This is a genomic window from Micromonospora taraxaci (assembly GCF_007830095.1).
In the GTDB taxonomy this organism is placed as follows: domain Bacteria; phylum Actinomycetota; class Actinomycetes; order Mycobacteriales; family Micromonosporaceae; genus Micromonospora; species Micromonospora taraxaci.
Genome location: NZ_VIWZ01000002.1, coordinates 477300 through 501997, shown reverse-complemented (window position 1 = coordinate 501997; position 24698 = coordinate 477300). Strand labels below are relative to the sequence as shown.

General features: G+C 70.0%; 23 protein-coding genes and 1 pseudogene. 5 read left to right on the top strand and 19 right to left on the bottom strand.

Annotation, left to right across the window (positions count from 1 at the left end):
- Positions 1 to 279: 279 nt before the first annotated feature.
- Positions 280 to 573, top strand: coding sequence for a hypothetical protein (locus FHU34_RS33975; protein WP_231924438.1), 294 nt, complete (start codon positions 280 to 282; stop codon positions 571 to 573).
- A 5-nt stretch (positions 574 to 578) separates the two neighbouring features.
- Here the strand turns inward: FHU34_RS33975 and FHU34_RS31490 are convergent, their stop codons facing one another.
- Positions 579 to 1652: an adenosine deaminase gene (locus tag FHU34_RS31490; RefSeq protein WP_145786251.1), complete on the bottom strand. Its 1074-nt coding sequence runs from the start codon at positions 1650 to 1652 to the stop codon at positions 579 to 581.
- A gap of 45 nt (positions 1653 to 1697) precedes the next feature.
- Positions 1698 to 2114, bottom strand: a complete 417-nt coding sequence (locus FHU34_RS31485) for a PPOX class F420-dependent oxidoreductase (protein WP_145786250.1) — start codon at positions 2112 to 2114, stop codon at positions 1698 to 1700.
- Between the two features lie 58 nt (positions 2115 to 2172).
- Between FHU34_RS31485 and FHU34_RS31480 the strand changes: the two genes are divergently transcribed.
- Both FHU34_RS31480 and FHU34_RS31475 read left to right on the top strand, forming a co-directional pair.
- Positions 2173 to 2661: a MarR family winged helix-turn-helix transcriptional regulator gene (locus FHU34_RS31480; protein WP_145786249.1), complete on the top strand. Its 489-nt coding sequence runs from the start codon at positions 2173 to 2175 to the stop codon at positions 2659 to 2661.
- A 1-nt stretch (position 2662) separates the two neighbouring features.
- Complete coding sequence (locus tag FHU34_RS31475) at positions 2663 to 3646, top strand: putative RNA methyltransferase (protein WP_145786248.1); 984 nt, start codon at positions 2663 to 2665, stop codon at positions 3644 to 3646.
- Positions 3647 to 3648: 2 nt separating this feature from the next.
- Here FHU34_RS31475 and FHU34_RS31470 read toward each other — a convergent pair whose 3' ends face one another.
- From FHU34_RS31470 to FHU34_RS31420, 11 genes are all read right to left on the bottom strand, one after another.
- Positions 3649 to 4329 carry a DUF4272 domain-containing protein gene (locus FHU34_RS31470; RefSeq protein ID WP_145786247.1) on the bottom strand — a complete coding sequence of 227 codons (681 nt, stop codon included), beginning with the start codon at positions 4327 to 4329 and terminating at the stop codon, positions 3649 to 3651.
- Between the two features lie 111 nt (positions 4330 to 4440).
- Positions 4441 to 5721: a thymidine phosphorylase gene (locus FHU34_RS31465; protein ID WP_145786491.1), complete on the bottom strand. Its 1281-nt coding sequence runs from the start codon at positions 5719 to 5721 to the stop codon at positions 4441 to 4443.
- Positions 5722 to 5778: 57 nt separating this feature from the next.
- Positions 5779 to 6483 carry a cytidine deaminase gene (locus FHU34_RS31460; RefSeq protein ID WP_145786246.1) on the bottom strand — a complete coding sequence of 235 codons (705 nt, stop codon included), beginning with the start codon at positions 6481 to 6483 and terminating at the stop codon, positions 5779 to 5781.
- A 218-nt stretch (positions 6484 to 6701) separates the two neighbouring features.
- Entirely contained in the window at positions 6702 to 7982 is a 1281-nt protein-coding gene (locus FHU34_RS31455; protein ID WP_145786245.1) for an ABC transporter permease, read from the bottom strand.
- A gap of 3 nt (positions 7983 to 7985) precedes the next feature.
- On the bottom strand, positions 7986 to 9362 hold the full coding sequence (locus FHU34_RS31450) for an ABC transporter permease (protein WP_145786244.1): 1377 nt from the start codon (positions 9360 to 9362) through the stop codon (positions 7986 to 7988).
- Positions 9359 to 10906 (bottom strand): ABC transporter ATP-binding protein, encoded by a 1548-nt coding sequence (locus FHU34_RS31445; protein ID WP_341874464.1) that lies wholly within the window; start codon positions 10904 to 10906, stop codon positions 9359 to 9361. The genes FHU34_RS31450 and FHU34_RS31445 overlap by 4 nt, the downstream gene beginning before the upstream one ends.
- 248 nt (positions 10907 to 11154) lie before the next feature.
- The gene (locus FHU34_RS31440) at positions 11155 to 12222 is read right to left on the bottom strand and encodes a BMP family lipoprotein (protein ID WP_088986416.1); all 1068 of its coding nucleotides are present in this window, start codon (positions 12220 to 12222) and stop codon (positions 11155 to 11157) included.
- Between the two features lie 278 nt (positions 12223 to 12500).
- Positions 12501 to 12842 carry a hypothetical protein gene (locus FHU34_RS31435; RefSeq protein WP_145786243.1) on the bottom strand — a complete coding sequence of 114 codons (342 nt, stop codon included), beginning with the start codon at positions 12840 to 12842 and terminating at the stop codon, positions 12501 to 12503.
- Between the two features lie 66 nt (positions 12843 to 12908).
- Positions 12909 to 13820, bottom strand: coding sequence for a sugar ABC transporter permease (locus FHU34_RS31430; protein ID WP_425280596.1), 912 nt, complete (start codon positions 13818 to 13820; stop codon positions 12909 to 12911).
- Entirely contained in the window at positions 13817 to 15457 is a 1641-nt protein-coding gene (locus FHU34_RS31425; protein ID WP_145786242.1) for an ABC transporter permease subunit, read from the bottom strand. The genes FHU34_RS31430 and FHU34_RS31425 overlap by 4 nt, the downstream gene beginning before the upstream one ends.
- Positions 15457 to 16707: a sugar ABC transporter substrate-binding protein gene (locus tag FHU34_RS31420; protein WP_145786241.1), complete on the bottom strand. Its 1251-nt coding sequence runs from the start codon at positions 16705 to 16707 to the stop codon at positions 15457 to 15459. The genes FHU34_RS31425 and FHU34_RS31420 overlap by 1 nt, the downstream gene beginning before the upstream one ends.
- A gap of 199 nt (positions 16708 to 16906) precedes the next feature.
- Between FHU34_RS31420 and FHU34_RS31415 the strand changes: the two genes are divergently transcribed.
- Positions 16907 to 17992 (top strand): LacI family DNA-binding transcriptional regulator, encoded by a 1086-nt coding sequence (locus tag FHU34_RS31415; RefSeq protein WP_244312065.1) that lies wholly within the window; start codon positions 16907 to 16909, stop codon positions 17990 to 17992.
- A gap of 147 nt (positions 17993 to 18139) precedes the next feature.
- Complete coding sequence (locus FHU34_RS31410; RefSeq protein WP_145786240.1) at positions 18140 to 19774, top strand: glycoside hydrolase family 13 protein; 1635 nt, start codon at positions 18140 to 18142, stop codon at positions 19772 to 19774.
- A 154-nt stretch (positions 19775 to 19928) separates the two neighbouring features.
- On the opposite strand, the gene FHU34_RS31405 is transcribed toward FHU34_RS31410, so the two are convergent.
- The 6 genes and pseudogenes from FHU34_RS31405 to FHU34_RS31380 form a co-directional block, all read right to left on the bottom strand.
- Positions 19929 to 20366 (bottom strand): hypothetical protein, encoded by a 438-nt coding sequence (locus tag FHU34_RS31405; RefSeq protein ID WP_088986418.1) that lies wholly within the window; start codon positions 20364 to 20366, stop codon positions 19929 to 19931.
- 81 nt (positions 20367 to 20447) lie between these two features.
- The gene (locus FHU34_RS31400; RefSeq protein ID WP_145786239.1) at positions 20448 to 20834 is read right to left on the bottom strand and encodes a GntR family transcriptional regulator; all 387 of its coding nucleotides are present in this window, start codon (positions 20832 to 20834) and stop codon (positions 20448 to 20450) included.
- Positions 20834 to 21760, bottom strand: a complete 927-nt coding sequence (locus tag FHU34_RS31395; protein ID WP_145786238.1) for a YihY/virulence factor BrkB family protein — start codon at positions 21758 to 21760, stop codon at positions 20834 to 20836. The genes FHU34_RS31400 and FHU34_RS31395 overlap by 1 nt, the downstream gene beginning before the upstream one ends.
- Before the next feature lie 81 nt (positions 21761 to 21841).
- Positions 21842 to 22411 (bottom strand): 2'-5' RNA ligase family protein, encoded by a 570-nt coding sequence (locus tag FHU34_RS31390; RefSeq protein ID WP_145786237.1) that lies wholly within the window; start codon positions 22409 to 22411, stop codon positions 21842 to 21844.
- Positions 22412 to 22435: 24 nt separating this feature from the next.
- A complete protein-coding gene (gene trpS, locus FHU34_RS31385) occupies positions 22436 to 23461 on the bottom strand; it encodes a tryptophan--tRNA ligase (protein ID WP_145786236.1) in 1026 nt (341 codons plus the stop codon).
- A 171-nt stretch (positions 23462 to 23632) separates the two neighbouring features.
- Positions 23633 to 24652, bottom strand: a pseudogene (locus FHU34_RS31380) (hemolysin family protein); the annotation flags it as partial.
- Between the last annotated feature and the right edge of the window lie 46 nt (positions 24653 to 24698).

Genomic DNA, 24698 nt, shown 5'->3' with positions numbered 1-24698 from the left:
GCCGGCCCTTCGGGCTCCGGAAAGTCGTACATAGCACAGCAAACCGGGTTACCGGTGCTCTGCTTGGACGACTTCTACAAAGACGGCGATGACCCTACGTTGCCGCGACGAAACGGCCAGGTGGATTGGGAATCTCCTCAGTCCTGGGACGCCTCGACAGCGGTGGAAATCATTGCCCAACTTGCTCGTGAAGGCCGAGCCGATGTGCCGGTTTATGCGATCGGTGCGGACCGGAGGGTGGCCACCCGGCCATTCCATGTCGACGGATCGCCACTTTTCGTGGCCGAAGGGATCTTCGCGGCCGAGATCGTCGAGGAGTGCCGTCGCCGGGGACTGCTGGCCGGGGCGTACGCGCTGCGTCGACCGCGCGGGGCGACCTTCCTCCGCCGGCTGGCCCGTGACCTGTCCGAGCAGCGCAAGGCCCCCCGGGTGCTGGTCCGGCGGGGGGTGGCGCTGCTCCGGGCCGAGCCCGCGGTCCTGCGCCGGCAGACCGGGTTGGGCGCGGAGGCGGCCCGCGCCCGGGAGGTGCTGCGCCGGGTGGCCGGCCTGCTCGCCGGCCACCCGCACGGCTGAGGGGGTCAGGCCAGCAGCTTGGCGTACGCCGGCTTGATCACCTCATCGATGATCCGGAGCCGCTCGTCGAACGGGATGAAGGCGCTCTTCATCGCGTTGATGGTGAACCACTGCAACTCCTTCCAGCCGTAGCCGAACGTGTCCACCAGCAGCGACATCTCCCGCGACATGGAGGTGCCGCTCATCAGCCGGTTGTCGGTGTTGACCGTCACCCGGAAACGCAGGTCCCGCAGCAGGCCGATCGGGTGGTCCGCGATGGAGGCCACCGCACCGGTCTGCACGTTCGAGGAGGGGCACAGCTCCAGGGGGATCCGCTTGTCCCGGACGTACGCGGCCAGCCGACCGAGCGCGCCGTCGGGGGCGATATCGTCGACGATCCGTACCCCGTGGCCGAGCCGGTCCGCTCCGCACCACTGGATCGCCTGCCAGATGGAGGGCAGCCCGAACGCCTCGCCGGCGTGGATGGTGAAGTGGAAGTTCTCCCGCTGGAGGTACTCGAAGGCGTCCAGGTGCCGGGTGGGCGGGAAGCCCGCCTCGGCGCCGGCGATGTCGAAGCCGACCACCCCGGCGTCCCGGTGCCGCACGGCCAGCTCGGCGATCTCCTGGGATCGGGCGGCGTGCCGCATCGCCGTGAGCAGGGTGCCCACCCGGATGGTCAGGCCCGCCTCGACGGCCTGGGCGGTGCCCTCCGCGAACCCGGCCAGCACCGCCTCGACCACCTCGTCCAGGCTGAGGTCCTGCTCCAGGTGCTGCTCCGGGGCGAAGCGCACCTCGGCGTAGACCACCCCGTCGGCCGCCAGGTCGAGGGCGCACTCGCGAGCGACCCGCCGTAGCGCCGGCGCGGTCTGCATGACCGCCACGGTGTGCGCGAACGTCTCGAGGTAGCGCTCCAGGGAACCGGAGTCGGCCGCCTCCGCGAACCAGCGTCCCAGCGCCTCGGGATCGGTGGCGGGCAGCTCGTGGCCCACCTCGGCGGCCAGGTCGACGATCGTCGCCGGCCGCAGCCCGCCGTCGAGGTGGTCGTGCAGCAGTGCCTTCGGGACCTTGACGATGTCCTCGTACCGGATTGTTGCGACCATGCTCAGACCCTAGTCAGCCAGCTCCTGCCCATCCGAGCAGGCCGCTCATCCGGGCCAGCCGTAGACGCGTTCGACGGCGAGTCGGATGACCACTCGACCGTCGGCGACCATGGCGGCCCGGTACTCCGCCCAGTCGGGGTGCTCGCCACGAATGCGCCGGTAGACCTCGACCAGTTCCTCAACGGTGGCGTCGTCCTCGGTGGCGGCGGGTGGGGTGAGGGTGGCGGTGCCGTCGGCGACCGCGTACGCGCCACCGTCGCTGGTCGTCACGTGGAAGCTCGCCCGGGGGTCCCGGCGCAGGTTGCGGGCCTTGGCCCGGTCGCCGACGGTCGAGCATCGGATGAGCCCCGGCTCGGCCAGGTAGTCGAGGTTCGACAGTTGGGGTCGGCCGTCGCGGCGCAGGGTGACCAGCACTCCGCGCCCGCGTTCGCCGAAGAGCTGCCAGAGGTCATTCGTTGACATGTCATCGACCGTAGGGGGTGATTCGATGACATGTCAACGATCCGGGTAGGCTGGTGGCATGGACGCGCCACGGTGGTTGGACGAGCGGGAGGACCGCGCCTGGCGGGGCTACCGCCGGATGCGTCGCCTGCTCGACCTGGAGCTGGCCCGGGACCTGACGCAGGACAGCGGTCTCTCCGAACCCGACTACGACGTGCTCTCCGACCTCTCGGAGTCACCGGAGGGACGTCTGCGCCTCCGCGATCTGGCGGATCGGATGCTCTGGTCCCGCAGCCGGCTCTCCCACCACCTCACCCGGATGCAGCAACGCGGCCTGGTGACCCGACAGGAGTGCCCGGACGACGCCCGCGGCTCGATAGTCGCGCTCACCCCGGCCGGCCGGGAGGCCATCGAGGCTGCGGCACCCGGCCACCTGGCCGCCGTCCGCCGGAACCTCATCGACCTGCTCACCCCCGCCGAGATCGAGGCGCTCGGCGCGCTCACCCACCGGGTGGTGGACCACCTGGCTGGTCAGCAGCCCCGCCCACGGCACGAGCCGGCGGCCTGACGTGGATCCCCGGATCCTGCACCGAATGCGCTGCCCGGTCTGCGGCGAACCGTTGAGCGAGACGACCGCCGGCACCGCCCGAGCCTTGCGCTGCCCGCACCGGCACAGCTTCGACATCGCCCGCCAGGGTTACGTCAACCTGCTCGCCGGTCGCGCCCCGCACGTCGGGGACACCGCCGAGATGATCGCGGCCCGGGAGGACTTCCAGGCCGCCGGCCACTACGACGTCATCTCCGCCGCCCTCGCCACCGCCGCCACGGAGGCCGTCGGCCGTCTCGACGCGACGCACCCCCGGGGCTCTGCTCCCACCGAGGCACCGGTCTCCGACCAGGGGTGTCGCCTGGAGGTAAGCAGAGCAAAGGACACAACAGCGGGGGTACGGTCCGAGCCCTCGACGCCCGACGTCGGCGCGTACCCCCTGGTGGTGGATGCCGGCGCCGGCACCGGCCGGTACCTCGGCGCGGTGCTGGCGGCGCTGCCGGACGCCGTGGGTCTGGCCCTGGACGTGTCCAAGCCGGCGCTGCGTCGCGCGGCCCGTGCGCATCCCCGGGCCGCCGCCGCGCTCGCCGACACCTGGCAGCGGCTGCCGCTGGCCGACGCCTCGACGGCCGTGCTGCTGAACGTCTTCGCTCCGCGCAACGGCCCGGAGTTCCACCGGGTGCTCGATCCGGCCGGCACCCTGCTCGTGGTCACGCCGGACGCCGACCATCTCACCGAGTTGGTGGACGCGCTCGACCTGCTCCGAGTGGACCCGGAGAAGGCGGACCGGGTGACCAGCAGCCTGGGCGGGCACTTCACACCGGTCCGCTCCACAGTGCACCGGGCGGAGCTGGCCCTGACCCGTACCGAGGCCGCCAGCCTGGTCGGGATGGGCCCGAGCGCCTGGCACACCGATCAGGCCTCCCGCACCGAACGACTGGCCGCACTGCCCGAGCCCGTCCGGGTGACGGTCGCGGTCCGGGTGGCCGCGTACCGACCCCGCTGACCTCAGGTGGAGAGGTCGACCTCTTCCCAACCCGGGGGCTCGTCGTGGTACGGCCCGCGCAGGATCACCGCCCACTCCAGTGCCCAGCGGCGTTGCCCGATCGCGTTCGCGTCGACCAGGCCCGGTGCCCTCCGACCGTCGCGCTCGGTCTCCAGGTAGGCCCAGTCCAGGCAGTAGTGCAGGTCGAGCAGAGCGGCCGCGTCCGCCGGGTGCTGCGGCGCGGTGAGGATCCGGGAGCGCCAGTGCGGGAAGGTCTCCCCTCCGGCGATGTGCGGTAGCCGCTCGACCAGCCGTTCGTCGACGGCCAGCGTGGGGTCGAGCTGCTTGCTCAACCCGAGCACCCACGCCAGCGCGAAGAGCGCGTCGTGGTGCAGCACGAACGAACGGTGGTCGCCCTTGCCGCCCATCACGAACTGCCACTCCGGCGGGGTCACCATCTCCACCAGGTGTGAGCCGAGCAGCCAGCTCATCGCCGCCTGCGGGGGCATCCCGAAGCACCGCGCGAGGATCAGGTGCAGGACGGCGATCCGCGCCTCGATCTCCGCCGTCGGGCGCAGGTCGATCTCGTCACCCGGCTCCCACACCAACGGGAACTGGGCCGGCGGCAGCGGCAGGCCGAGCCGGGACAGCTCGTCCAGACTCGCCTCGCGCACCTCACGTGGGTCGGGGGCAGCAACGGTCACGGCGGGTCTTCCTGTCTGCTCGCGCCGGCGCAGGGCCGGTGGTCCCCCCTTGGCCTGCGACAATAGCGCTCCCAGGTGATCGGCACCATGCCCACCCCGACCCCTGTTCGGTCAGCCGATGCGCTCGATGACCAGCGGCGTCGACGCCGCAGCGGTCGACGAGACACGCACCGCCGTCGCGGCCTCCGCCAACGCCGCCGGGATCCGCGTCGCGTCCTCGGCACGCAGCTCGTAGAGGGCGTCACCGGCCCGCACCGGGTCACCCGGCCGCTTGTGCAACACCACACCGGACGGCACGCTGACCGGGTCCTCCTTGCGGGCCCGACCCGCGCCGAGCCGCCACGCCGCAACCCCCATGGCGTACGCGTCGACGGCGGCGACGTACCCGTCCTGCTCGGCGCGGACCACCTCGACCTCGGCGGCCTCGGGCATCGGCGCGTCCGGGTCGCCGCCCTGCGCCCGGATCATCGACCGCCAGGAGTCCATCGCCCGACCGTCGCGCAACGCCGCCGCCGGGTCGGCGTCCGGCAGGCCTGCGGCGTCGAGCATCTCCCGGGCCAGGGCGAGCGTCAGCTCCACCACGTCGGCCGGCCCACCACCGGCCAGCACCTCGACCGACTCGGTCACCTCGACGGCGTTGCCGATCGCCAGGCCGAGCGGGGTGGACATGTCGGTGAGCAGGGCAACCGTCCGGACGCCGTGCGCGCCGCCCAACTCGACCATGGTGCGCGCCAGCTCACGGGCCTGGTCGACGGACTTCATGAAGGCGCCCGAACCGACCTTGACGTCGAGGACCAGCGCGCCGGTGCCCTCGGCGATCTTCTTGCTCATGATCGAGCTGGCGATCAGCGGGATCGCCTCCACGGTGCCGGTCACGTCGCGCAGCGCGTACAGCTTGCGGTCCGCCGGGGCGAGCCCGGCGCCCGCCGCGCAGATCACCGCGCCGACCTCGTCCAGCTGCTTGATGAACTCGTCGTTGCTGACCGTGGCCCGCCAGCCCGGGATGGACTCCAACTTGTCCAACGTGCCGCCGGTGTGCCCGAGACCCCGGCCGCTCAACTGGGGCACTGCCGCGCCACAGGCCGCCACCAACGGGGTGAGCGGCAGCGTGATCTTGTCGCCGACGCCGCCGGTGGAGTGCTTGTCGACGGTCGGCCGGCGTACCGCCGAGAGGTCCAGCCGCTCGCCGCTGGCGATCATCGCGGCGGTCCACCGGGCGATCTCCGGCCCGGTCATGCCGTTGAGCAGGATCGCCATCGCCAGCGCGGACATCTGCTCGTCCGCGACAGCCCCCCGGGTGTACGCGTCGACCACCCAGTCGATCTGCGCGTCCGACAGCACCCCGCCGTCCCGCTTCACCCGAATGACGTCAACAGCAGCAAAACTCATCAGAAGATCTTCCCTAGTCTGTTGCAGATCCCGACCCACGGTCGGCCCAATCCCCGCCGCTCAACTCCAGCGAACAGGGATCTCCGCGGGTGGCTCACCCTCGCCGGCCCAGAAGATGGTGCCGGTCTCGTCGACCACCACGACCCGGGGCGTGCGTGCCATCCCCCAGGTGATCGCCTCGGCGGGATCATCCCAGCTCGGCGCCTCCTCCAGCACACCGGTCTCGGCGCCCGCGTCGTCTCCGGCCGAGCGTTCCCAGTACGCCGTCCAGACCTGCTGGCCGGCGGACATGTCCGCGTGCACGAAGACGGTGCCGCGCCCGCGCCAGGCGGCAAGCCGCTCGGGGACCACCGGCACCGGAGTCTCCCCGGTGACGGCTTCCAGGTCCTCGACGCCGAAGGCGTGCGGCAGCAGCTCGGCCATCCGCAGCGGGTCGCCCCTGGTCTCGATCAGGCACTCCGGGCCGCCGTGCTCCCAGAGCAGCTGCCGGCAGCGACCGCACGGCATCAACGGCTCGCCGGTGGCGTCGACGCAGGACAGCGCGACGAGCCGACCGCCGCCGGTGGCGTGCAGGCTGGACACCACTCCGCACTCGGCGCAGAGCGTCACCCCGTACGCGGCGTTCTCCACGTTGCAACCCACCACCACACGGCCGTCGTCGACCAGCGCGGCGGCGCCCACCGGGAACGTCGAGTACGGCGCGTACGCGTGCCGCATCGCGTCGGTCGCGGCGGCGCGCAACCGCGCCCAGTCAATGTCGCTCATGCCGTCATTCTGCCCAGGTAGCCCAGGTCAGGAGCAAGCAGGGGCTCCCGTCCCGACACCCGCCCCCACTCCCGCTTGCGTGATCAAGTGATGAAAAGTAGGTGAGAGACGCCCCTGACGCCTACTTTTCATCACTTGACCATGAGCGGGAGCGGGAGAGGGCTGGAGAGCGTACGGAGCGTGCCCGGCGGAAAGGCCCGCCGGGCACGGCTCGGGCGTCAGCCCTTGATGTACGGCTTGCCGTCGGCGGCAGGTGCACGGACCCGGCCGACCAGCCCGGCGACGGCCAGGATGGTCGCCAGGTAGGGCAGCATGGCCAGGAACTGGCTGGGGATCGAGCTGCTGATCGCACCCAGGTAGGTGGCGAGCTGGTCGGCGAAACCGAAGAAGAGCGCGGCGAGCAGCGCCCCGGTCGGGTTCCACCGGCCGAAGATCAGCGCGGCGAGCGCGATGAAGCCCTTACCGCCGATCATGTTCTTGGTGAACGAGTAGAGCGCCAGCGTGTAGGACGCGCCGCCGATACCGGCGACCACGCCGGCCAGCAACACGTTGCGGTAGCGCACCCGCAGCACCTTGACGCCGAGCGTGTCGGCGGCGATCGGGTGCTCGCCGACCGAGCGGGTACGCAGACCCCACCGGGTGCGGAAGAGCCCGATGTGGATCACCAGCACGAGCAGCAGCCCGAGGTAGAGGAAGATGTTGCCGCGGAACAGCGCCGGCCCGAGCACCGGAATGTCCTTCAGCAGCGGGATCTCCCAGTTGCTGAAGCGGGGCGCGCTGTTGTATTTCGCCGCGTCGGTCTGCATCAGCCGCTCGTAGAGGAAGCCGGTGACGCCGACCGCCAGCAGGTTCAGCACGATGCCCATGACGACCTGGTCGACCAGGTAGCGGATGGCGAAGACAGCCAGCAGCAGCGAGATGAACGCGCCGCCGATGGCAGCGGCGACCAGGCCCACCCAGACGCTGCCGGAGATGCTGCCGAACAACGCACCGCTGAAGGCGCCCATCAGCAGTTGGCCCTCGATGGCCACGTTGACCACGCCGGAACGTTCGCAGAGCACCCCGGCGAGCGCGCCGAAGATCAACGGCAGGGCCAGGATGAACGTGCCCCGGATGATGTTGACCAGCGGCATGAAGTTCTGCCCGGCCGGCGCTGCGGAGACCTGCCAGCAGAGGAACGAGAGCACGAAGGCGACAAGCCCGACGCCGAGCACGAGGAGGAACCACCGCTTCGGCACCCCGGCGAGCAGCGCCGCGCCGGCGGCGATCGTGATGATCCCGAACAGGATCGCCCCGATCGTGCCGTTGATCTCCAGTGCGGCACCGGCCGCGTCGTCGCTGAGCGTGAACCGGGCCTGCTGGTTGGTGGCGAGCGCGCCGAAGAGCACCGCCGCCAGCAGGCCGAGCCCCAGCAGCGTGAGGCCGACCTTGCGGCTACGGGTCCAGAAGCCCTCGTCGACCGGAGCGACGGCGATGTCGGGGACAGCCATGGTGGACATGAGTTACCAGCCCTTCGCCAGGCTCGTCTGCAACCGGGCGGCGCGTGCGGCCCGGAGCTGGAAGATCGCCTTCACCAGAGCCGGCGCGGCGATGAAGATGACGATCAGCGCCTGGAGCACTGTCACCAGCTCCAGTGAGATCCCGGAGTACGACTGCATCCGGTTGCCACCGGCCTGCAACGCGCCGAACAGCAGCGCGGCCAGCAGGACCCCCCAGGGCTTCACCCGTCCGAGCAGTGCCACCAGGATGCCGTCGAAGCCGATCTGCGCGACCACCAGCGGGGTCAACGCGCTGGCGGTGGAGCCGAGCACCATGTTCGAGCCGCCGAGACCGGCCAGGATGCCGGCGAAGACCATGATCAGGATGTACGTCCGCGTGACGCTGATGCCGGCGGTGCGTGCGGCGTCGGGGTTGGCACCGACCGCCCGCAGCTCGAAGCCGAGCGTCGAGCGGTTCAGCAGCCAGGCGACCGCCCAGGTGGCCAGCACTGCGAGCAGGATGCCGGCGTGCACCCGCAGGTTGTCGCCGAGCAGTCGGGGCAGCTGGGCGGAGGTGTCGACCGCCTTGCTGATCGCGTCGGTACGGGTCGGGTCCTGCACGCCGTTCTGCACGATCAGCCAGGTGAGGAAGTACGTGGCGACGTAGTTGAGCATGATCGTGTTGATCACCTCGTGTGCGCCGGCGCGGGCCTTGAGGATGCCGGGGATGAACCCCCAGATCGCTCCGCCCAGCGCGCCGGCCAGCACCGCCACCAGCAGGTGCAGGCCGGGCGGCAGCGGCAGGAGGAAACCGGCCAGCGCCGCCATGATCACGCCGATCGTGGCCTGGCCCTGCGCGCCGATGTTGAACAGGCCGCCCCGGAAGGCCAGCGCCACCGACAGACCGGTGAAGACCAGCGGCGCGGCGTAGGTGAGCGTCTCCGAGATCGGCGCGAGCACGGGCTGCCACCCGTTGGTGCCGTTCAACCAGCCGGTGAACGCCTCGGGGTCGAAGACCGAGCCCTTGAACAGGTTCGCGTACGCCTCGCTGACCAACGTCCAGCTGGAGTTGATCGCGTCCGACGGGCGCGAGGTGATGTACGAGTACGTGGACAGCACCGCCGGATCAGAAATGATCATCAGCACCGCGCCGACCACGATCGCCAGCACCAGCGACAGCAACGTCACAGTGAAGGTGTTGGCCGCCCAGAGGTTGTCCAGGAACAACCGGCCCAGGCTCTGCTTCGGCTCCGGGTCCTGCTCCGGCTTCGCGGCGGAGCGATCCGGCTGGGTCGCCACCTCGGCCCGTTCGGTGTTGCCGAGCGCGTTCTGCGCGGCCTGCGCCTCGCTCGCCGGCTCCTTGTCCGGGGAGCCCGACTGCGGGTTGGAAGGGTTGGTCATGCCTTGTCCTCGCTCGCGGAGCCTGCGTCGCTCGCCGGGGTCCCGTCTGCCGCGTCGGGCTCGCTGTCGGCGGGTGCCGCGACGGCCTCGTGTGCGGCGTCCGGGCTGATGCCGGCCATCAACAGGCCGATCTCCTCGCGCGGAGTGTCCGGACCGACGATGCCGATGATCCGACCCCGGTACATCACAGCGATCCGGTCGGCCAGACCGATGACCTCGTCGAGTTCGCTGGAGACCACCATGACGGCGGTGCCGATGTCCCGCTCATGGATGATCTGGCTGTGGATGAACTCGATCGACCCGACGTCGACGCCACGGGTGGGCTGGGCGGCGATGAAGAGCTTCAGTGGCCGGGACAGCTCCCGGGCCACGATCACCTTCTGCTGGTTGCCGCCGGAGAGGGTGCCCACCGCCGCGTCGGCCGATGAGGTGCGGACGTCGAACTGCTCGATCCGCTCCTTCGCGGAGGCCGCGATCGCGTCCGGCTTGAGCGCGAGCCCAGCACCGAACGGCGGACGGTCGTAGATGTCCAGCACCAGGTTTTCCGCGACGCTGAACTCCTTGACCAGGCCGTCCACGCTGCGGTCCTCGGGCACGTAACCGACGCCCGCCCGGAGCACCTTCTTGGGCTTCCAGCCGTCGATCCGGTCACCGGCCAGGCTGACCGTGCCGGCGAGCACCGGCCGCAGGCCCATGATCGCCTCGATCAGCTCGGTCTGGCCGTTGCCCTGTACGCCCGCCACGCCGAGCACCTCGCCCGCGCGCACGGTCAGGTCCACCCCGTCGACCGCGCGGATCTGCCGGTCGTCGTCGACGACCAGCCCGGTCACCTCCAGAACCGGCTCGCCCGGCGTGGCCGGGGCCTTGTCCACGGTGAGCCGGACGTTGCGCCCGACCATCAGTGCGGCCAGCTCGTCGCGGCTGGCCTCCGGTGAGGCGGTGCCGACGGTCTTACCGCGTCGGATCACCGTGATCCGGTCGGCGATGGCCTTGACCTCGCCGAGCTTGTGGGTGATGAAGACGATCGACTTGCCGGCCGCCTTGAGCGACCGCATGACCGTCAGCAGTTCCTCGGTCTCCTGGGGGGTCAGCACCGCGGTCGGCTCGTCCAGGATGAGCAGGTCGACGTCGCGGGTGAGCGCCTTGACGATCTCGACTCGCTGCTGGATGCCGACCGGCAGGTCCTCGATCACCGCATCCGGGTCGACCCGCAGGTTGTAGCGCTCGGACACCTCGGCCACCTCGCGCCGGGCGCGCCGCCGGTCCAGGAAACCGGCGATACCGCCCCGGGTCTGCTCCGCGCCGAGCATGATGTTCTCGGCGACGGTGAAGACCGGCACCAGCATGAAGTGCTGGTGCACCATGCCGATCCCGGCGCCGATCGCGTCGGACGGGCCCTTCAGCTTCAGCGGCTTGCCGTCGACCAGGATCTCGCCCTCGTCGGGCTGGTAGAGCCCGTAGAGCACGTTCATCAGGGTCGACTTGCCCGCGCCGTTCTCGCCGAGCAGGGCGTGAATCTCTCCAGGCTCCACCGTCAGGTCGATGTGGTCGTTGGCGACCAGATCACCGAACCGCTTGGTGATGCCGCGCAGTTCGAGTCTCAGCGCAACCTCCTGGAGTGCGAGCGATGGTGCAGCCTAGCTGCCGTCAACCCGGCCGGAACGGCCCGGCCGACGTGGTGCGCGATCGGCCGCTCCGACCCCACGGTCACCCGCAGGGCCGAAGCGGCCGATCGGTCGTACCTGTCCCCGCCGACCCCACCGATGATCTCACCGGAGGGGCCAGCCGGTTGTCACTTGGTCGGCTGGGCCTTCGAGGTGACGGTGATGGTGCCGGCGGCGATGTCCGCCTTGATCTTGTCGACCTCGGCCTTCAGCTCGGCCGGAACCTTGCTGTCGAAGTCGTGGTACGGGGCGATCGAGACACCGTTGTTGGCCAGGGTGCCGACGAAGCCCGGCTTGGCCGGCAGCTTGTCGCCGGCGGCGGCCTTGACCACGGCCTCCTTGACGGCCTCCGGGATGTTCTTGACCACGGTGGTGATGATCGCGGAGCAGTCCGGGGTGCTCTCGCAGCCGTCGACGTCCACCCAGATGGTGCTGTACTTGCCGCCCGAGGCCTTGGCCGCGGCGGTGGTGCCGAGGCCGGAGCCGCCGGCGACCGGCATGATGATGTCCGCGCCCTGGGCGACCAGCGCGTCGGAGACCTTCTTGCCCTCATCCTGCTTGGCGAAGTCGTTGGTGAAGGAGCCCTTCTGAGTCTCCTTGTTCCAGCCGAGCGCCTGGACGTTCTTCTTCTTGGTGGTGTTGTAGTACGCCACGCCGTCGACGAAGCCGTCCATGAAGATGGTGACCGGCGGGATCGGCAGCGCGCCGTAGGTGGCCACCTTGCCGGACTTGCTCATCCCGGCGGCCAGGTAACCGGCCTGGAACGCGGCCTGGGCGGTGTCGAACTGCATCGGGTAGACGTTGGCGTCACCCGGGTTAGCGTCGACGATGCCGAACTCCTGGTTCGGGTTCGCCTTGGCGATCTTCGAGGTGGCGTTGGCCATCAGGCCACCGACCGCGAGGATGAAGTTGCACTTCTGGTTGACGTACTGCGTCAGGTTCGGCTCGTAGTCGGCCTCGGCCTTCGACGCGACGAACTTGATGTCGATGTTGTCGTTGGCGGCCTTGGCCTCCTGCAGACCCTTCCAGGCTGAGGCGTTGAACGACTTGTCGTCGATGCCGCCGACGTCGGTCACCATGCAGGCGCTGAACTTCTTGGCGCCACTGCCGGCGTTGTTGTCATCCTTGGGGGCCTCGCCACAAGCGGCGGCGGTGAGCGCGAGCCCACCCACCGCGATAATCGAGGCGATCCGCATCCCACGCACCGAGCGCAAGACGTCTCCTTCCCATTGCTCACCGCGCCTTGTGCGGTGGCAGCCCATCAGCCGGCCTGCGGGTGTGCGGCCGGCTGTCCCACGTTACGGACGGGAGCGTACGCCCGCGCCCACCCACCGGCCGACAATCGTGCACGACTGTTGAGCGCCTGTTACCCGGGTGTAACCCTTGCGTGGGGCACGTCACTCTTCGTGCTGGTAAGCGAGCGCCCAGGCGTCCGCAACGTCCGTTTTTCGGGGGGCGTCCCCCTCCCCGGACGTTACCGCCAAAAGACCGCGACCGCCGCGTTGACCAGGGTCAGGCCGACGATTGCCAGGAAGTGGCCGCGGTTCACCGCGTCCCGCTTCCGGGAGAAGAAGACCATGACGAAGATCAGCAGAGCGATGACCAGCTTCGTCACAAGTTTCGCCGGCGCCGGCTCGTCTCCGTCGCGGAGCGGGGCGGAGAGCCCGAGCCCGGTCAGCAGCTGGATCGCCGCCCCCCAGAGCATGGCCTGGTTGATCCGGATCGGACCGCTGACGTACTGGGCGATCGAGCCGCCGAGCAGCAGAGCGAAGCCGATCAGATGGACATAGAGGAGGATTAGTCGAAGTGCTTCCACGCGCTCATCCTCTCCTATCAACGACGGTTTGTAGTAGTGGGGTCGACCGGTCGGCGCGTCGACGACTCATCCCTTGACCGCGCCGGAGGTGAGGCCGGAGACGATGAAGCGCTGGAGGAGCTGGAACACCAGCACGGTGGGGATCGCGGTGAGCAGGGTGCCGGCGGCGAAGATCCCGAAATTGGTGTTCCGCTCGCCGCCCTGCAACATGCCACGCATGCCGACTGCGAGGGTCTTGGCGTCGGTGTCGGTGAGGAAGACACTCGCCATCAGGAACTCGTTGATGGTGTTGATGAAGGCGAGCAGCCCGGTAACCGCGAGGATCGGCGCCACCAACGGCAGCATGATCCGGAAGAAGACCTGGGCGTGCGAGGCGCCATCCATGGTGGCCGACTCGTCCAACTCCCGGGGCAGGGTGTCGAAGAAACCCTTCATCAACCAGGTGTTCACGCCCAGCGCGCCACCCATGTAGAGCAGCATCAAGCCCCACGAGGTGTTGAAACCGATGGCCGGCCACAGATCGGTGATCGTGCCGAAGATCAGGAAGATCGCCACGATCGCCAGGAACTGCGGGAACATCTGGATCAACAGCAGCGACAGCAGCCCCACCCGTCGCCCCTGAAACCGCATCCGGGAGAAGGCGTACGCCGCGAGCGCGGAGAGGAAGACCGAGGCGAACGACGCGCCACCTGCGATGAGCAGCGAGTTCAGGAACCAGCTGGCGAATTCGGTGCGCGCGAACAGATCCCCGAAGTTCTCAAACGACACCCCGCCGGTCGGCACCAACTCGGTGGAGGACAGGGTGCCGAGCGGATTGAGCGCCGCCGAGACGACGAACACGAGCGGAAAGAGACTGAACAGTACGCCGAGCAGGCCGACCAGGTGCCGCCAGCCGACCTGGGCGAACCAGCGGTTCCTCCGTCTCCCCACGATGCGGTTGACCGCCGCCGTGCGGTCCGCGCCGGTGAGCGTGGTCACGAATACACCTCCTCCTGCTGGCGGGTCCGCCGGAAGCTGACCGCCGAAACCACCGCGACGATGGTGAAGATGAACAGTGAGATCGCCGCGGCGAAGCCGAACTGCGCGGCCTGCCCACCGAACGCCAGCCGGTACGTGTAGGTGATCAGCAGGTCGGTGGCACCGTTGCTGGGGTTGTCCGCCGGGAACGGCGCCCCCTCGGTGGTCAGGTAGATCGCATTGAAGTTGTTGAAGTTGAACGCGAACGACGAGATCAGCAGGGGCGAGAGCGCGACCAGCAGCAGCGGCAGGGTCACCGCTCGGAACGACTGCCAGGGCGACGCGCCGTCGACCGAGGTGGCCTCGGTCAACTCCCGTGGGATGGCCTGTAGCGCGCCGGTGGCCACCAGGAACATGTACGGGTAGCCGAGCCAGAGCTGCACCAGGATCACCGCGGCGCGGGCCGACCAGTCCTGCCCGAACCAGTCGACCCCGAGCCCGAACAGGTTGTTGATCAGCCCGAAGTCGGTGTTGAACATGTCCCGCCAGACCAGCAGCATCGCGAACGACGGCATGGCGTACGGCAGGATCAGCAACATCCGGTAGAGGTTCGTGCCCCGCATCCGGGGCGAGTGCAGCGCCAGCGCGATCAGCATGCCGAGGACGAACGTGCCGACGGTGGAGCCGATCGCGAAGGCGAAGTTCCAGATCAGCGTCCCGAGGAACGGCCCGGCGATCCGCTCGTCGGTGAGCACCCGGGTGAAGTTGGACAACCCGACGTTCACCTTCCAGCCCTGGGCCAGCCGCTCACCGTCGGCGGAGACGAACGCGCCGACCTCGCCGTCCGCGGTCCACGTCTGGCCAGTGTCGGTGTCCTCCACACAGTCGCAGCCCGCGTCGTACGCCCGGACTGCCTTGCCCTCGTACACCCGGGACAGGCCGGACGAGCGCAGCGCGCCGCCGGCGGTCGGCACCACCAGGTCGGTGACGTCCTTGCTGCGGGCGCTGGCCTGGCCGACGTTGAGCACGGTGTAGCCGTCGGCCGCGGTGACCTTCCCACCGGGGGCGACGGTGGCCGCGCCGGGGTCGAGTGGGCGCAGACCCCGAGCGTCTCCGGCGGAGACCGCACCGGTCTGCGGGTCGGTGATCAGGAAGACCAGGGGCCCGGTGGCCGGGTCGCCAGTGGTGGCGACCGACATCGGGTACTGGGTGGAACCTGGGACCTGCTTCACCGAGGAGCTCTGGATCGCGACGATCGCGTCGTCCTTGCTGCCCCGGTGCCCGTCGCCGAAGTTGGTGAAGGCCGTGCTCGCGGTGTAGAGCACCGGCACGATCTGGAAGGCGATCAGGAATAACGTGCCCGGGACGAGGTACTTCGCCGGGACGTGCCGACGGCCCAGGTAGAGATAGAACAGCGTGGCAGTGGTCAGCACCAGCACAGCCAGGCCGACCCACTGCTCAGCCTCCACCAGCGGGAAGGCCGCCCAGATCGCGGTCCCGGCCACCAGGCCGAGCAGGACCACCTTCGCGGCGAGGCCGGCCACGGTGATCGGCGCGTGGTTCCGCGCGGTACGGGACGTGCGCGGGGACCCGGTGCGGACGGGCCCCCGGCCCGGGGCCTGCTGGGCAGACCCCGGGCCGGACAGCGGTGTGCTCATTACTTGATCGAGCCAGCGATCGTCTTGCCGGCCGCGGTGACCGTGCTGGTCGGGTCGGCGCCGCCGATGACAGCGGCCTCGGCCTTGCCGAACGGGTCCCAGATCGCGGCCATGGCCGGGATGGCCGGGAGCACCTGACCGTTCTTGCCGGCCTCGATGAACTTGGCCAGGTCCGGGTCGTTGCCCTTGACCTGGTCCAGTGCGGCGGTCAGCGCCGGCGGGCGCGGGTCGGCCTGGTAGAGCGCCACGGCCAGTTCCGGCTTGGCGACGTAGTTGACGACGAACTCCTGGGCGAGAGCCTTGTTCTTACCCTTCGCCGCCACGTAGAAGGACTGGACGCCCACGAACGGCGCGGCCGCCTTGCCACCGGCGAAGCCGGGAACGGCGGAGACGTCGTACGTGATGCCGGCCTTCTTCACATCGGCGGTCGCCCACGGCCCGGAGACCAGGAAGGCGCACTTCTTGCCGGTGAAGGTGGCGGTCGAGTTGGTGTCGGCGATCGAGCGCTTCAACACGCCCTCGCCCTTCTCGCCGAGCGCGGCGATCTTCTTGAACGCTTCGATCGACTCCGGCTTGCCCACACCCAGGTCCTTCGGGTCGTAGTCGCCGTTCGCGGTGGTGCCGAAGAGGTAACCGCCGGCCGAGGCGTACAGCGGGTAGATGTGGTACGCGTCGCCCTTCTGGCCGACCTGCAGGCACAGCGTCTCGGTGACCTTCTTCTGCGCCTTGAGCTGCTTGCCGGTGGCGACCAGCTCCTCGATCGTCGCGGGCGCATCGGGGGCCAGCTCGGTGTTGCGGATCAGCGCCAGGTTCTCCTGCGCGTACGGCACGCCGTAGAGCTGGCCGTTGAAGGTGACGGCCTTGATGGCGGTCTCGTTGAAGGCGGCCTTCTGCTCGTCGGGCAGTTGTACCGGGTCGATGGCACCGTTCTGGACCAGGTTGCCGATCCAGTCGTGCGCGCCGATCACCACGTCCGGGCCGCCGCCCTGGCTCGACACGGTCACGAAGTTGTTCTGGAGGTCCTCGTTCGGGACAGCCTGCACCTCGACGGTGACGCCGTTCTCCTGTCCGAACTTCTCGGCGAACGGCTTGAGGGCGGCGGTCCGCTTGTCGTCGGCCCAGATCACCAGATTGCCGCCGGCGGCCTTGGGGGTTTCCTTCGTGGCCGGCTCGTCGCTGTCGCCGCCACAGCCGGAGACGGCAAGCGCCAAGCCGAGAACGGCAACCACACCCGCGGTACGGATGCGCATCGGTACTCCTGTCGTCATGGCTGATCCGCCGGGGGAAGGGCGGACCGCCAGCGGTAAATGCTGAAAGTTCTTGCTAATCGGCGCAGAAGTGCTGCGCCGCAGCTCTCGCATGTTGCGGGCACGTTAGCAAGAGGTTGCAGGTTTTGGAAGAGCTTGCAAAGGTCGTCGCAAGAACTTGCCCGTGGGCTAAAGTTCCGCCATGCGCGCTCGACTGTCCGACATCGCCCAACAGGCCGAAGTCAGCGAGGCCACGGTGTCGCGGGTGCTCAACGATCGCCCCGGCGTAGCCCCGGAGACCCGACAGGCCGTCCTCACCGCCCTCGACGTTCTCGGCTACGAGCGCCCGGCACGGCTGCGTAAGCGCAGCGCCGGGCTGGTCGGTCTGGTCGTGCCGGAGCTGGACAACCCGATCTTCCCCGCATTCGCGCAGGTCATCGAATCGACCCTGGCGCAGAGTGGGTTCACCCCTGTGCTCTGCACCCAGACCGCCGGCGGCGTCACCGAGGACGAGTACGTGGAGATGCTGCTGGACCGGCAGGTCTCCGGGATCGTGTTCGTCTCCGGTCTGCACGCCGACACCGCCGCCAGCCACGACCGCTACCGGGCGCTGATTGCTCGGCCACTGCCGGTTGTAATGATCAACGGGTACGTGCCGGGCATTGGCGCGCCCTTCGTGTCCTGCGACGACCGGGAGGCCGCCGAGTTGGCCGTGGCCCACCTCGTCGCACTCGGGCATCGCAGGATCGGCCTGATCACCGGCCCGGACCGGTTCGTGCCGGTGCAGCGCAAGGTAACCGGATGGCGTGCGGCGATGACCCGGCTGGCCGGCGTCGCCGAGGTCGATCTCGGCCCGCTCGCCGAGCTGACGCTGTTCGGTGTGGAGGGTGGCAAGGCGGCGGCCGGGCGCCTGCTTGACCGCGGCGTCACCGGCCTGGTCTGCGGCTCCGACCTGATGGCTCTCGGCGCGATCCGGGCTGCCCGGCAGCGTGGCCTGAGGGTTCCCGAAGACCTCTCCGTCGTCGGCTACGACGACTCGCCGCTGATCGCCTTCACCGATCCGCCACTGACCACCGTGCGGCAGCCGGTCACCGCGATGGCGGTGGCAGCCGTCCGAGCCCTGGTGGACGAGATCAACGGCCACGCCGCCCCCCACTCGGAGTACCTGTTCCGTCCGGAGCTGGTGGTGCGCGGTTCCACGGCGGTCGCGCCCGCTGGCGCGCACGTCGGTGCGGGCACCTCGAATCCGCACCGACCCGGCACGTCGGCGTTGGTCATTCCCGCCTGAGCGGCGCAATCGCCAGCATCCCTTGCGCAAGATCTGCTTGACTCTTGCAGTGCCGTGCGGGCATATTGCTCAAACACCCAGCGGGTAACCGCCGCACCGCAGCGGGTGCCATTCACCGCCGGCTCGAGACACACGGGAACGCCACCGATGACCGTCAGCACCACCGCCCCGCCCCGCACTGACGACGACTGGTGGCGCTCCGCGGTCGTCTACCAGGTCTACGTGCGCAGCTTCGCCGACAGCAACGGTGACGGCATCGGTGACCTGCAGGGCATCCGGCAGCGCCTGCCGTACCTGCACGACCTCGGGGTGGACGCCCTCTGGCTGACCCCCTTCTACACCTCGCCGATGATCGACGGCGGCTACGACGTCGCCGACTACCGCGACGTCGACCCGATGTTCGGCACCCTCGCCGACTTCGACGCGATGATCGGCGACGCACACGCCCTCGGGCTGCGGATCATCGTCGATCTGGTGCCCAACCACACCTCCAGCGCACACCGATGGTTCACCGCTGCCCTCGCCGCCGGCCCCGGTTCACCGGAACGGGCCCGCTACCTCTTCGCCGAAGGCCGGGGCGAGCACGGCGAGCTGCCCCCGAACGACTGGGAGAGCATCTTCGGCGGCCCGGCCTGGACCCGGGTCGAGGACGGTGAGTGGTACCTGCACCTGTTCGACCCGGCCCAGCCGGACCTGAACTGGCGTCACCCGGAGGTCCGCGCCGAGTTCGAGGACGTACTGCGGTTCTGGCTGGACCGGGGCGTGGACGGTTTCCGCGTCGACGTGGCCCACGGCATGATCAAGGCCGAGGGGTTGCCGGACGTCGGTTTCAGCACCATGACCACCGGCCAGCGTCAGGTGGAACTGCTCGGAAAGGGCCGCCTGCCCTACTTCGACCAGGACGAGGTACACGAGATCTACCGCGTCTGGCGGCCCATCCTGGACAGCTACCCGGGCGGTCGGATGGCGGTCGCCGAGGCGTGGGCCGAGACCCCGCAGCGCCTGGCCCGCTACATCGGCCCGGACGAGCTGCACCAGGCGTTCAGCTTCGACTTCCTCGACGCCACCTGGTCGGCCGACTCGTTCCGCAAGGTGATCGACACCGCCTTGTCCGAGTCGGCAGTGGTCGGCGCACCCACCACGTGGGTGCTGTCCAACCACGACAAGCAGCGGCACGTCACCCGCTACGGCGACGGCATTCAAGGGTTGCGCCGAGCACGCGCCGCCAGCCTTCTGATGCTCGCCCTGCCCGGTTGCGCCTACCTCTACCAGGGCGAGGAACTGGGCCTGCCCGAGGTCCTCGACCTGCCCGACGAGATGCGCCAGGACCCCGCGTTCCTGCGTACCGGCGAGAGCCGCGACGGGTGTCGCGTGCCGATCCCGTGGAGCGGTGAACTGGCCCCGTACGGCTTCGGGCCTGCCGGCAGCGAGCTGAGCTGGCTTCCGGCCCCGGCGACCTGGCAGGCCATCTCCGTCACCGCACAGACCGGTGTGCCGGGCTCGACGCTGGAGCTGTACCGCGCCGCGCTGCGCATCCGGCGTGCACATCCCGCGCTGGCCGACGACACACCAGGGGTGACCTGGCTTCAGAGCGGCCCGGACGTGCTGGCCTTCTCCCGCACGGCCGGTGAAACCGTGCTGACCTGCATGGTCAACCTCAGCGGCGCGCCGGTCCTGATCGACGGGTACGGCGAGCCGATCGTCGCCAGCGAGTCGCTCCTCGAGCAGGGCACCGGTCTTCTGCTGCCCGTCGACGCGGCAGCCTGGTTGGAACGACGCTGAGCGGGTAACTCGTTCTCGACCTGGTCGTCCGTCGTGCCCCGCGCCGACGGGCGACTGGGCTACCGGCCCCTTGTGGTGGGGGGCGAGGTGGTACCGGCGCCACGCGGATTCGACTCCGCGCGGCGCCGGTGTCCGTCTACGCCCGTCCGGGTCGTCACTTCGCGGTGAGCAGCGCGGCGATCCGGGTGAAGCCGGCGCGCACCTCGGCCTCGTTCGGCGGTTCGGCGGGCTCGCCGTGCCCCGCCTCGTCGGCGGCGGCGTCCAACTCCTCGTCGATCACGTCCTCGAAGTCACCGTAGAGGTCGGCCCCCTCCACCTGACGGGCCTCGTCCTCCGCGGCGACCTGCGCGGCGGCGATCTCACTGCGGATCTCGTCGGCCGACAACGCCGGCAGCAACGGCTCCACCACGGCCATCAACTGCTCCTCGGCCACCACCGCCTCGGCCAACGCCAACGCGTGCGGTCGCTCGTAGGGTCCGCAGACCACCGGCTCCCACTCGTCGAGGTCACCGAGTGGACCGAAGGTGATGATCCACGGCAGGCCGAGGAGCGGTGAGTCCGCCGGCAGGTCCAGTGTCATGAGTGCGCCCACCGGCTCATCATGGTCCGCGAACACGATTCACGACGCCTTTCGGCGCAGTTACCGCCCGTCCGGCGGCCTATCCGTGGTCGGTCAGCCAGGGCGGACGGCGTCCAGGGCTGCACGGACCAGAGCGAGCGCGGTGGCCGGCGCCACGCCGAGCCGAGCCGCCTCGGCCGCGTACCCGGCCGCAGCCCGCTGCAACCGGTCGACAGCGTCGTCGCGACCGGGCGCGACGAAGGTGCCGTTGCGCCCACGGGTCTCCAGCAGCCCCGCGGCCTCCAACTCCCGGTACGCCCGGGCCACCGTGTTCGCGGCCAACCGCAGGTCGGCGGCGAGTTGGCGGACGGTGGGCAGTCGACTGCCCACCGGCAACCGGCCGTCACCGATCAGCTCGGCGAGCTGCCCGCGTACCTGCTCGTACGGGGGCACCGACGAGTCCGAGTCGACCGAGATCAGCACCTCTGCACCTTCCGTCATCAGCCCGCACCGCCCGGCGTACCGGGGTCGGTGTCCTCGTCCACGTCCCTCGGCGGGGCGGCGGCCTCCGCCAGGTCCACCACCCGCCCGCTCGATGAGGTCGCGAGGAGCGCCGCGCCGAACAGCACCAACTGGTTGAGCAGGTAGAGGTAGAGCAGCAGACCGACAGCGCCGGCAACCACGGTGTACGCCGGATTGCGTTCGGTACGCACCACGTAGTACCGCCCGACCGTGTTCAGCAGCGTGATGCCGACCGCCACCAGCAACACCACCGGACGCAACCGGGATCTGCTCATCCGCAGCCGGGGCACCGCGACGAGCAACGCGGTGGCGAGCACCGCGTTGACCAGCACGCTGAGCACCGCGCTGATCGTGGTGAGGCCGACCGACCCGGTGCTGCGCAGCAGGAACCGCAGCAGCGACTCCAACGCGTCCACCGCCGCGACCGATACGCCGAGCAGCACGAAGACGCCGATCATCACACCCAGGTCGACCAGCCGTCGGATCACCAGGTTGCCCGGCTGTTGGTTGAGCTGGTACATCAACCGCTGCGAGGACCGGATCGCCTCCACCCACCCGATGCCGGTGAAGACCAGGATGACCAGACCGACCACGCCGACGGTGTTGCTGGAGTTGGCGATCTGCTGGGCATCCAGGAACGGCAGGTTGTCCTTGAGGAAGTCGGCGGCCGCCGCGCTGACCTCGTCGTTGTCCTCCAGGATCGCGCCGAAGATGGAGTACGCGACCAGGGCGAGAGCGAACACCGCGAAGAAGCCGTAGTAGGCGATCGCGGCGGCCAACCTCCCGGCCAATACCTCGGCGTACAGCGCGCCGGCCCGCCACACGTGGTCGAAGAGCCCCGACCGGTGGCGCGCAGCGCTCACCCAGCGGTCGATGCCCGCCTCGATCCGGCCGATCACGTTCACGCGATCATCCTTGCCGATCTCCCACTGCTGTGGTGGCAACCGGCTCCTGATGCTCGCCGGCCGGCGCGTCGCCGACGGGGGTCAGTCGCCGAGGCGGAAATCCCGACGCGGCTGCCACCGGGCCTGCCCGCTGTGCGAGAACAGGGTGAACGCGTCGACCTCGAACATCGCGGAGAAGTCGGCCAGATCCTCGTACACCTTGTCCAGAGCCTCCGGCGCCACGTCCTGTGCCACGGTGACGTGCGGATGGTACGGGAAGCGCGCCTGACGATGCAGGCCCGGCGCCGCGGCGATGGCGGCGGCCAGCAACTCGCACTCGCTGATGCCGGCGGCCACCGCGACGAACACCACCTGGGTGACCGGGCGGAACGTTCCGGTGCCCCGCAGGTGCAGTGTGAACGGCAGGTGCGCGGCGGCGACGGTGGCCAGGTGTCGCTCGACGGCGGCCAGGTTGGCCGTCTGGATCTCGGTGGGCCCCAGCAACGTCACATGCGCGGGAACCGCGAGCGGGTCGCCGGCCTCGACCCGCCGTCGGGTGAGCTGGCCACCCCACGGCTCGGGAATGTCCACAGCGATGCCGATCTGGGTGGTGTCACCGGTCGGCGAAACCCCGCCACTGCGATCCACGCTGCGCGCCGCCCCTCCGGCCACCAACCCGCCCACCTGTCCGTGGAGCTACTCGCCGCGGACGGGCGCGAAGAATCCGACCCGCTCGTACGCCGACCGCAGGGTCGTCGCGGCCACCGCGCGGGCCTTCTCCGCGCCGCTGGCGAGCAGCTTGTCCAGCTGCGCCGGGTCGTCGAGGTAGGTGCGGGTGCGCTCCTGGATCGGCCTGACGAAGTCCGTGACGACCTCGGCCAACTCCTTCTTCAGGTCGCCGTAACCGCGGCCGGCGAACGCGGCCACCAGCTCGTCGATGCCGCGCCCGCTGAGCGCCGAGTGGATGGTGAGCAGGTTGGACACACCAGGCTTGGTCTCGGTGTCGAAGACGATCTCCCGACCGGTGTCGGTGACCGCCGACCGGATCTTCTTCGCGGAGCGGGCCGGGTCGTCCAGGAGGTCGATGATGCCGGCCGGTGAGGACGACGACTTGGACATCTTCGCCGTCGGGTCCTGAAGATCGGTGATCTTCGCAGTGTCCTTGACGATGTGCGGCGCGGGCACCGTGAACGTCGGGCCGAACGTCGCGTTGAACCGCTGGGCCAGGTCCCGGGAGAGTTCCAGGTGCTGGCGCTGGTCCTCGCCGACCGGCACCGCGTTGGCCTGGTAGAGCAGGATGTCGGCGGCCTGCAGGATCGGGTAGGTGAACAGCCCGACACTGGACCGCTCGTTGCCGTGCTTCTGCGACTTGTCCTTGAACTGGGTCATCCGACTGGCCTCGCCGAAGCCGGTGATGCAGCCGAGCACCCAGGCCAGCTGCGGGTGCTCGGGCACCTGCGACTGCACGAACAGGGTGCTGCGTTCCGGGTCGAGCCCGACCGCGAAGAGCTGGGCGGCGGCCACCCGGCTGCGTTGACGCAGCAGCGCCGGGTCGTGCCCCGCGGTGATGGCGTGCAGGTCCACGACGCAGTAGAAAGCGTCGTGGGTCTCCTGGAGAGCCACCCAGTGCCGGACCGCGCCCAGGTAGTTGCCGAGGTGGAACGAGTCGGCCGTCGGCTGGATGCCGGAGAAGACGCGGGGGCGGGCGGGAACGTCGGACATGGCGACAATTCTGTCAGCAAGCGACCGGGTCCGTCATGACGGGCCGGCGGGTCGGCTGCGGCCCGCCGGTGTCGGGCTGCTGACCTCGCGTGCTTCGCCCGCGTCGACCCGCCGCGTCGGCCCGGCCACGAACCGGCGCTGCTGCCCCGCCATCGTCTCCCGCACCTGTCCGGGGCCGATCCCCCGAACCGACTCGCGGCGCTGCTCGGCGTTGTCCTCGCGGCGCTCCTCCGACAGCCGGACGGCGGACACCGCGAGCCGGGCCACCCGGCGGCCGTCCAGTGCGAGCACCCGTAGCAGCCAGCCGCCCGGCGGTCCGGCTGGGTCGGGGTCGGCGACCTCGTCCGGTTCACCGGGCACCGGCACCTCGTCGCCGACGACCGGCAACCGACCCAGCACTGCCATCACGAACCCCCCGACCGTCTCGTACGGGCCGACGGGCAGCGCCACCCCGGTCCGTTCGGCGAAGTCGGCGAGGTTGAGGCGGCCGTCCACCACGGCGGGCAGACCGGCGCGTACGGGGTCCGGAGCGGCGTCGTACTCGTCGTGGATCTCGCCGATCAACTCCTCGATGAGGTCCTCAAGGGTGACGATCCCGGCGGTGCCTCCGTACTCGTCGACCACCACGGCGAGGTGCTGGCCCTCCCGGCGCATCTCGGTCAGCGCGGGTAGCACCCGCTTGCTGCCGGGGAGCCGCTTCACCTCGCGGGCCAACTCTCCGACGGTGACGCAGTTGTCGGCGTCCGGCCGCAGCAGCACGTCACGGAGGTGCACGAAGCCGACCACGTCGTCGTGGGTGCCGTCGGTCACCGGGTAGCGGGTGTGCGTCTCGGCGCGGACCAGCCGGGCGGCCTCGGCGATGGTCAACCGCGCCGGGAGGAAGACCACCTCGGTGCGCGGCATCATCACCTCGCGGATCAGGCTGGCGCCGGCCACCAGGACCTCGTCGATGATTCGCCGTTCGTCCGGGTCGAGCACCGTGTTCGCCGCGACCAGGTCCCGCAGGTCGGCCTCAGAGATGCGCTCGCGGCCTGCCGCCGGGCCCGCCCCGAGCAGATCGGTGACGAGTCGGGTGGCACCATCGGCGGCGCGGACCAGCACGCGGGCGACGGCTCGGGCGAGCGGACCGGGATCGCGGCGGGGCGGCACCCGCACGCGTCGCCGAAGCCCGGTACGGGCCGCTTCCCGCATGACAGAGATGGTAGACACCGTTCGCTCATCGCACCGGAGATCGCAC

Excerpts from the sequence above, each read along its gene's own strand:
- FHU34_RS31490 (WP_145786251.1), bottom strand. The coding sequence starts at position 1,652 with ATGGTCGCAACAATCCGGTACGAGGACATCGTCAAGGTCCCGAAGGCA.
- FHU34_RS31485 (WP_145786250.1), bottom strand. The coding sequence starts at position 2,114 with ATGTCAACGAATGACCTCTGGCAGCTCTTCGGCGAACGCGGGCGCGGA.
- FHU34_RS31480 (WP_145786249.1), top strand. The coding sequence starts at position 2,173 with ATGGACGCGCCACGGTGGTTGGACGAGCGGGAGGACCGCGCCTGGCGG.
- FHU34_RS31460 (WP_145786246.1), bottom strand. The coding sequence starts at position 6,483 with ATGAGCGACATTGACTGGGCGCGGTTGCGCGCCGCCGCGACCGACGCG.
- FHU34_RS31455 (WP_145786245.1), bottom strand. The coding sequence starts at position 7,982 with ATGTCCACCATGGCTGTCCCCGACATCGCCGTCGCTCCGGTCGACGAG.
- FHU34_RS31450 (WP_145786244.1), bottom strand. The coding sequence starts at position 9,362 with ATGACCAACCCTTCCAACCCGCAGTCGGGCTCCCCGGACAAGGAGCCG.
- FHU34_RS31440 (WP_088986416.1), bottom strand. The coding sequence starts at position 12,222 with ATGCGGATCGCCTCGATTATCGCGGTGGGTGGGCTCGCGCTCACCGCC.
- FHU34_RS31425 (WP_145786242.1), bottom strand. The coding sequence starts at position 15,457 with ATGAGCACACCGCTGTCCGGCCCGGGGTCTGCCCAGCAGGCCCCGGGC.
- FHU34_RS31420 (WP_145786241.1), bottom strand. The coding sequence starts at position 16,707 with ATGCGCATCCGTACCGCGGGTGTGGTTGCCGTTCTCGGCTTGGCGCTT.
- FHU34_RS31415 (WP_244312065.1), top strand. The coding sequence starts at position 16,907 with ATGCGCGCTCGACTGTCCGACATCGCCCAACAGGCCGAAGTCAGCGAG.
- FHU34_RS31410 (WP_145786240.1), top strand. The coding sequence starts at position 18,140 with ATGACCGTCAGCACCACCGCCCCGCCCCGCACTGACGACGACTGGTGG.
- FHU34_RS31400 (WP_145786239.1), bottom strand. The coding sequence starts at position 20,834 with ATGACGGAAGGTGCAGAGGTGCTGATCTCGGTCGACTCGGACTCGTCG.
- trpS (WP_145786236.1), bottom strand. The coding sequence starts at position 23,461 with ATGTCCGACGTTCCCGCCCGCCCCCGCGTCTTCTCCGGCATCCAGCCG.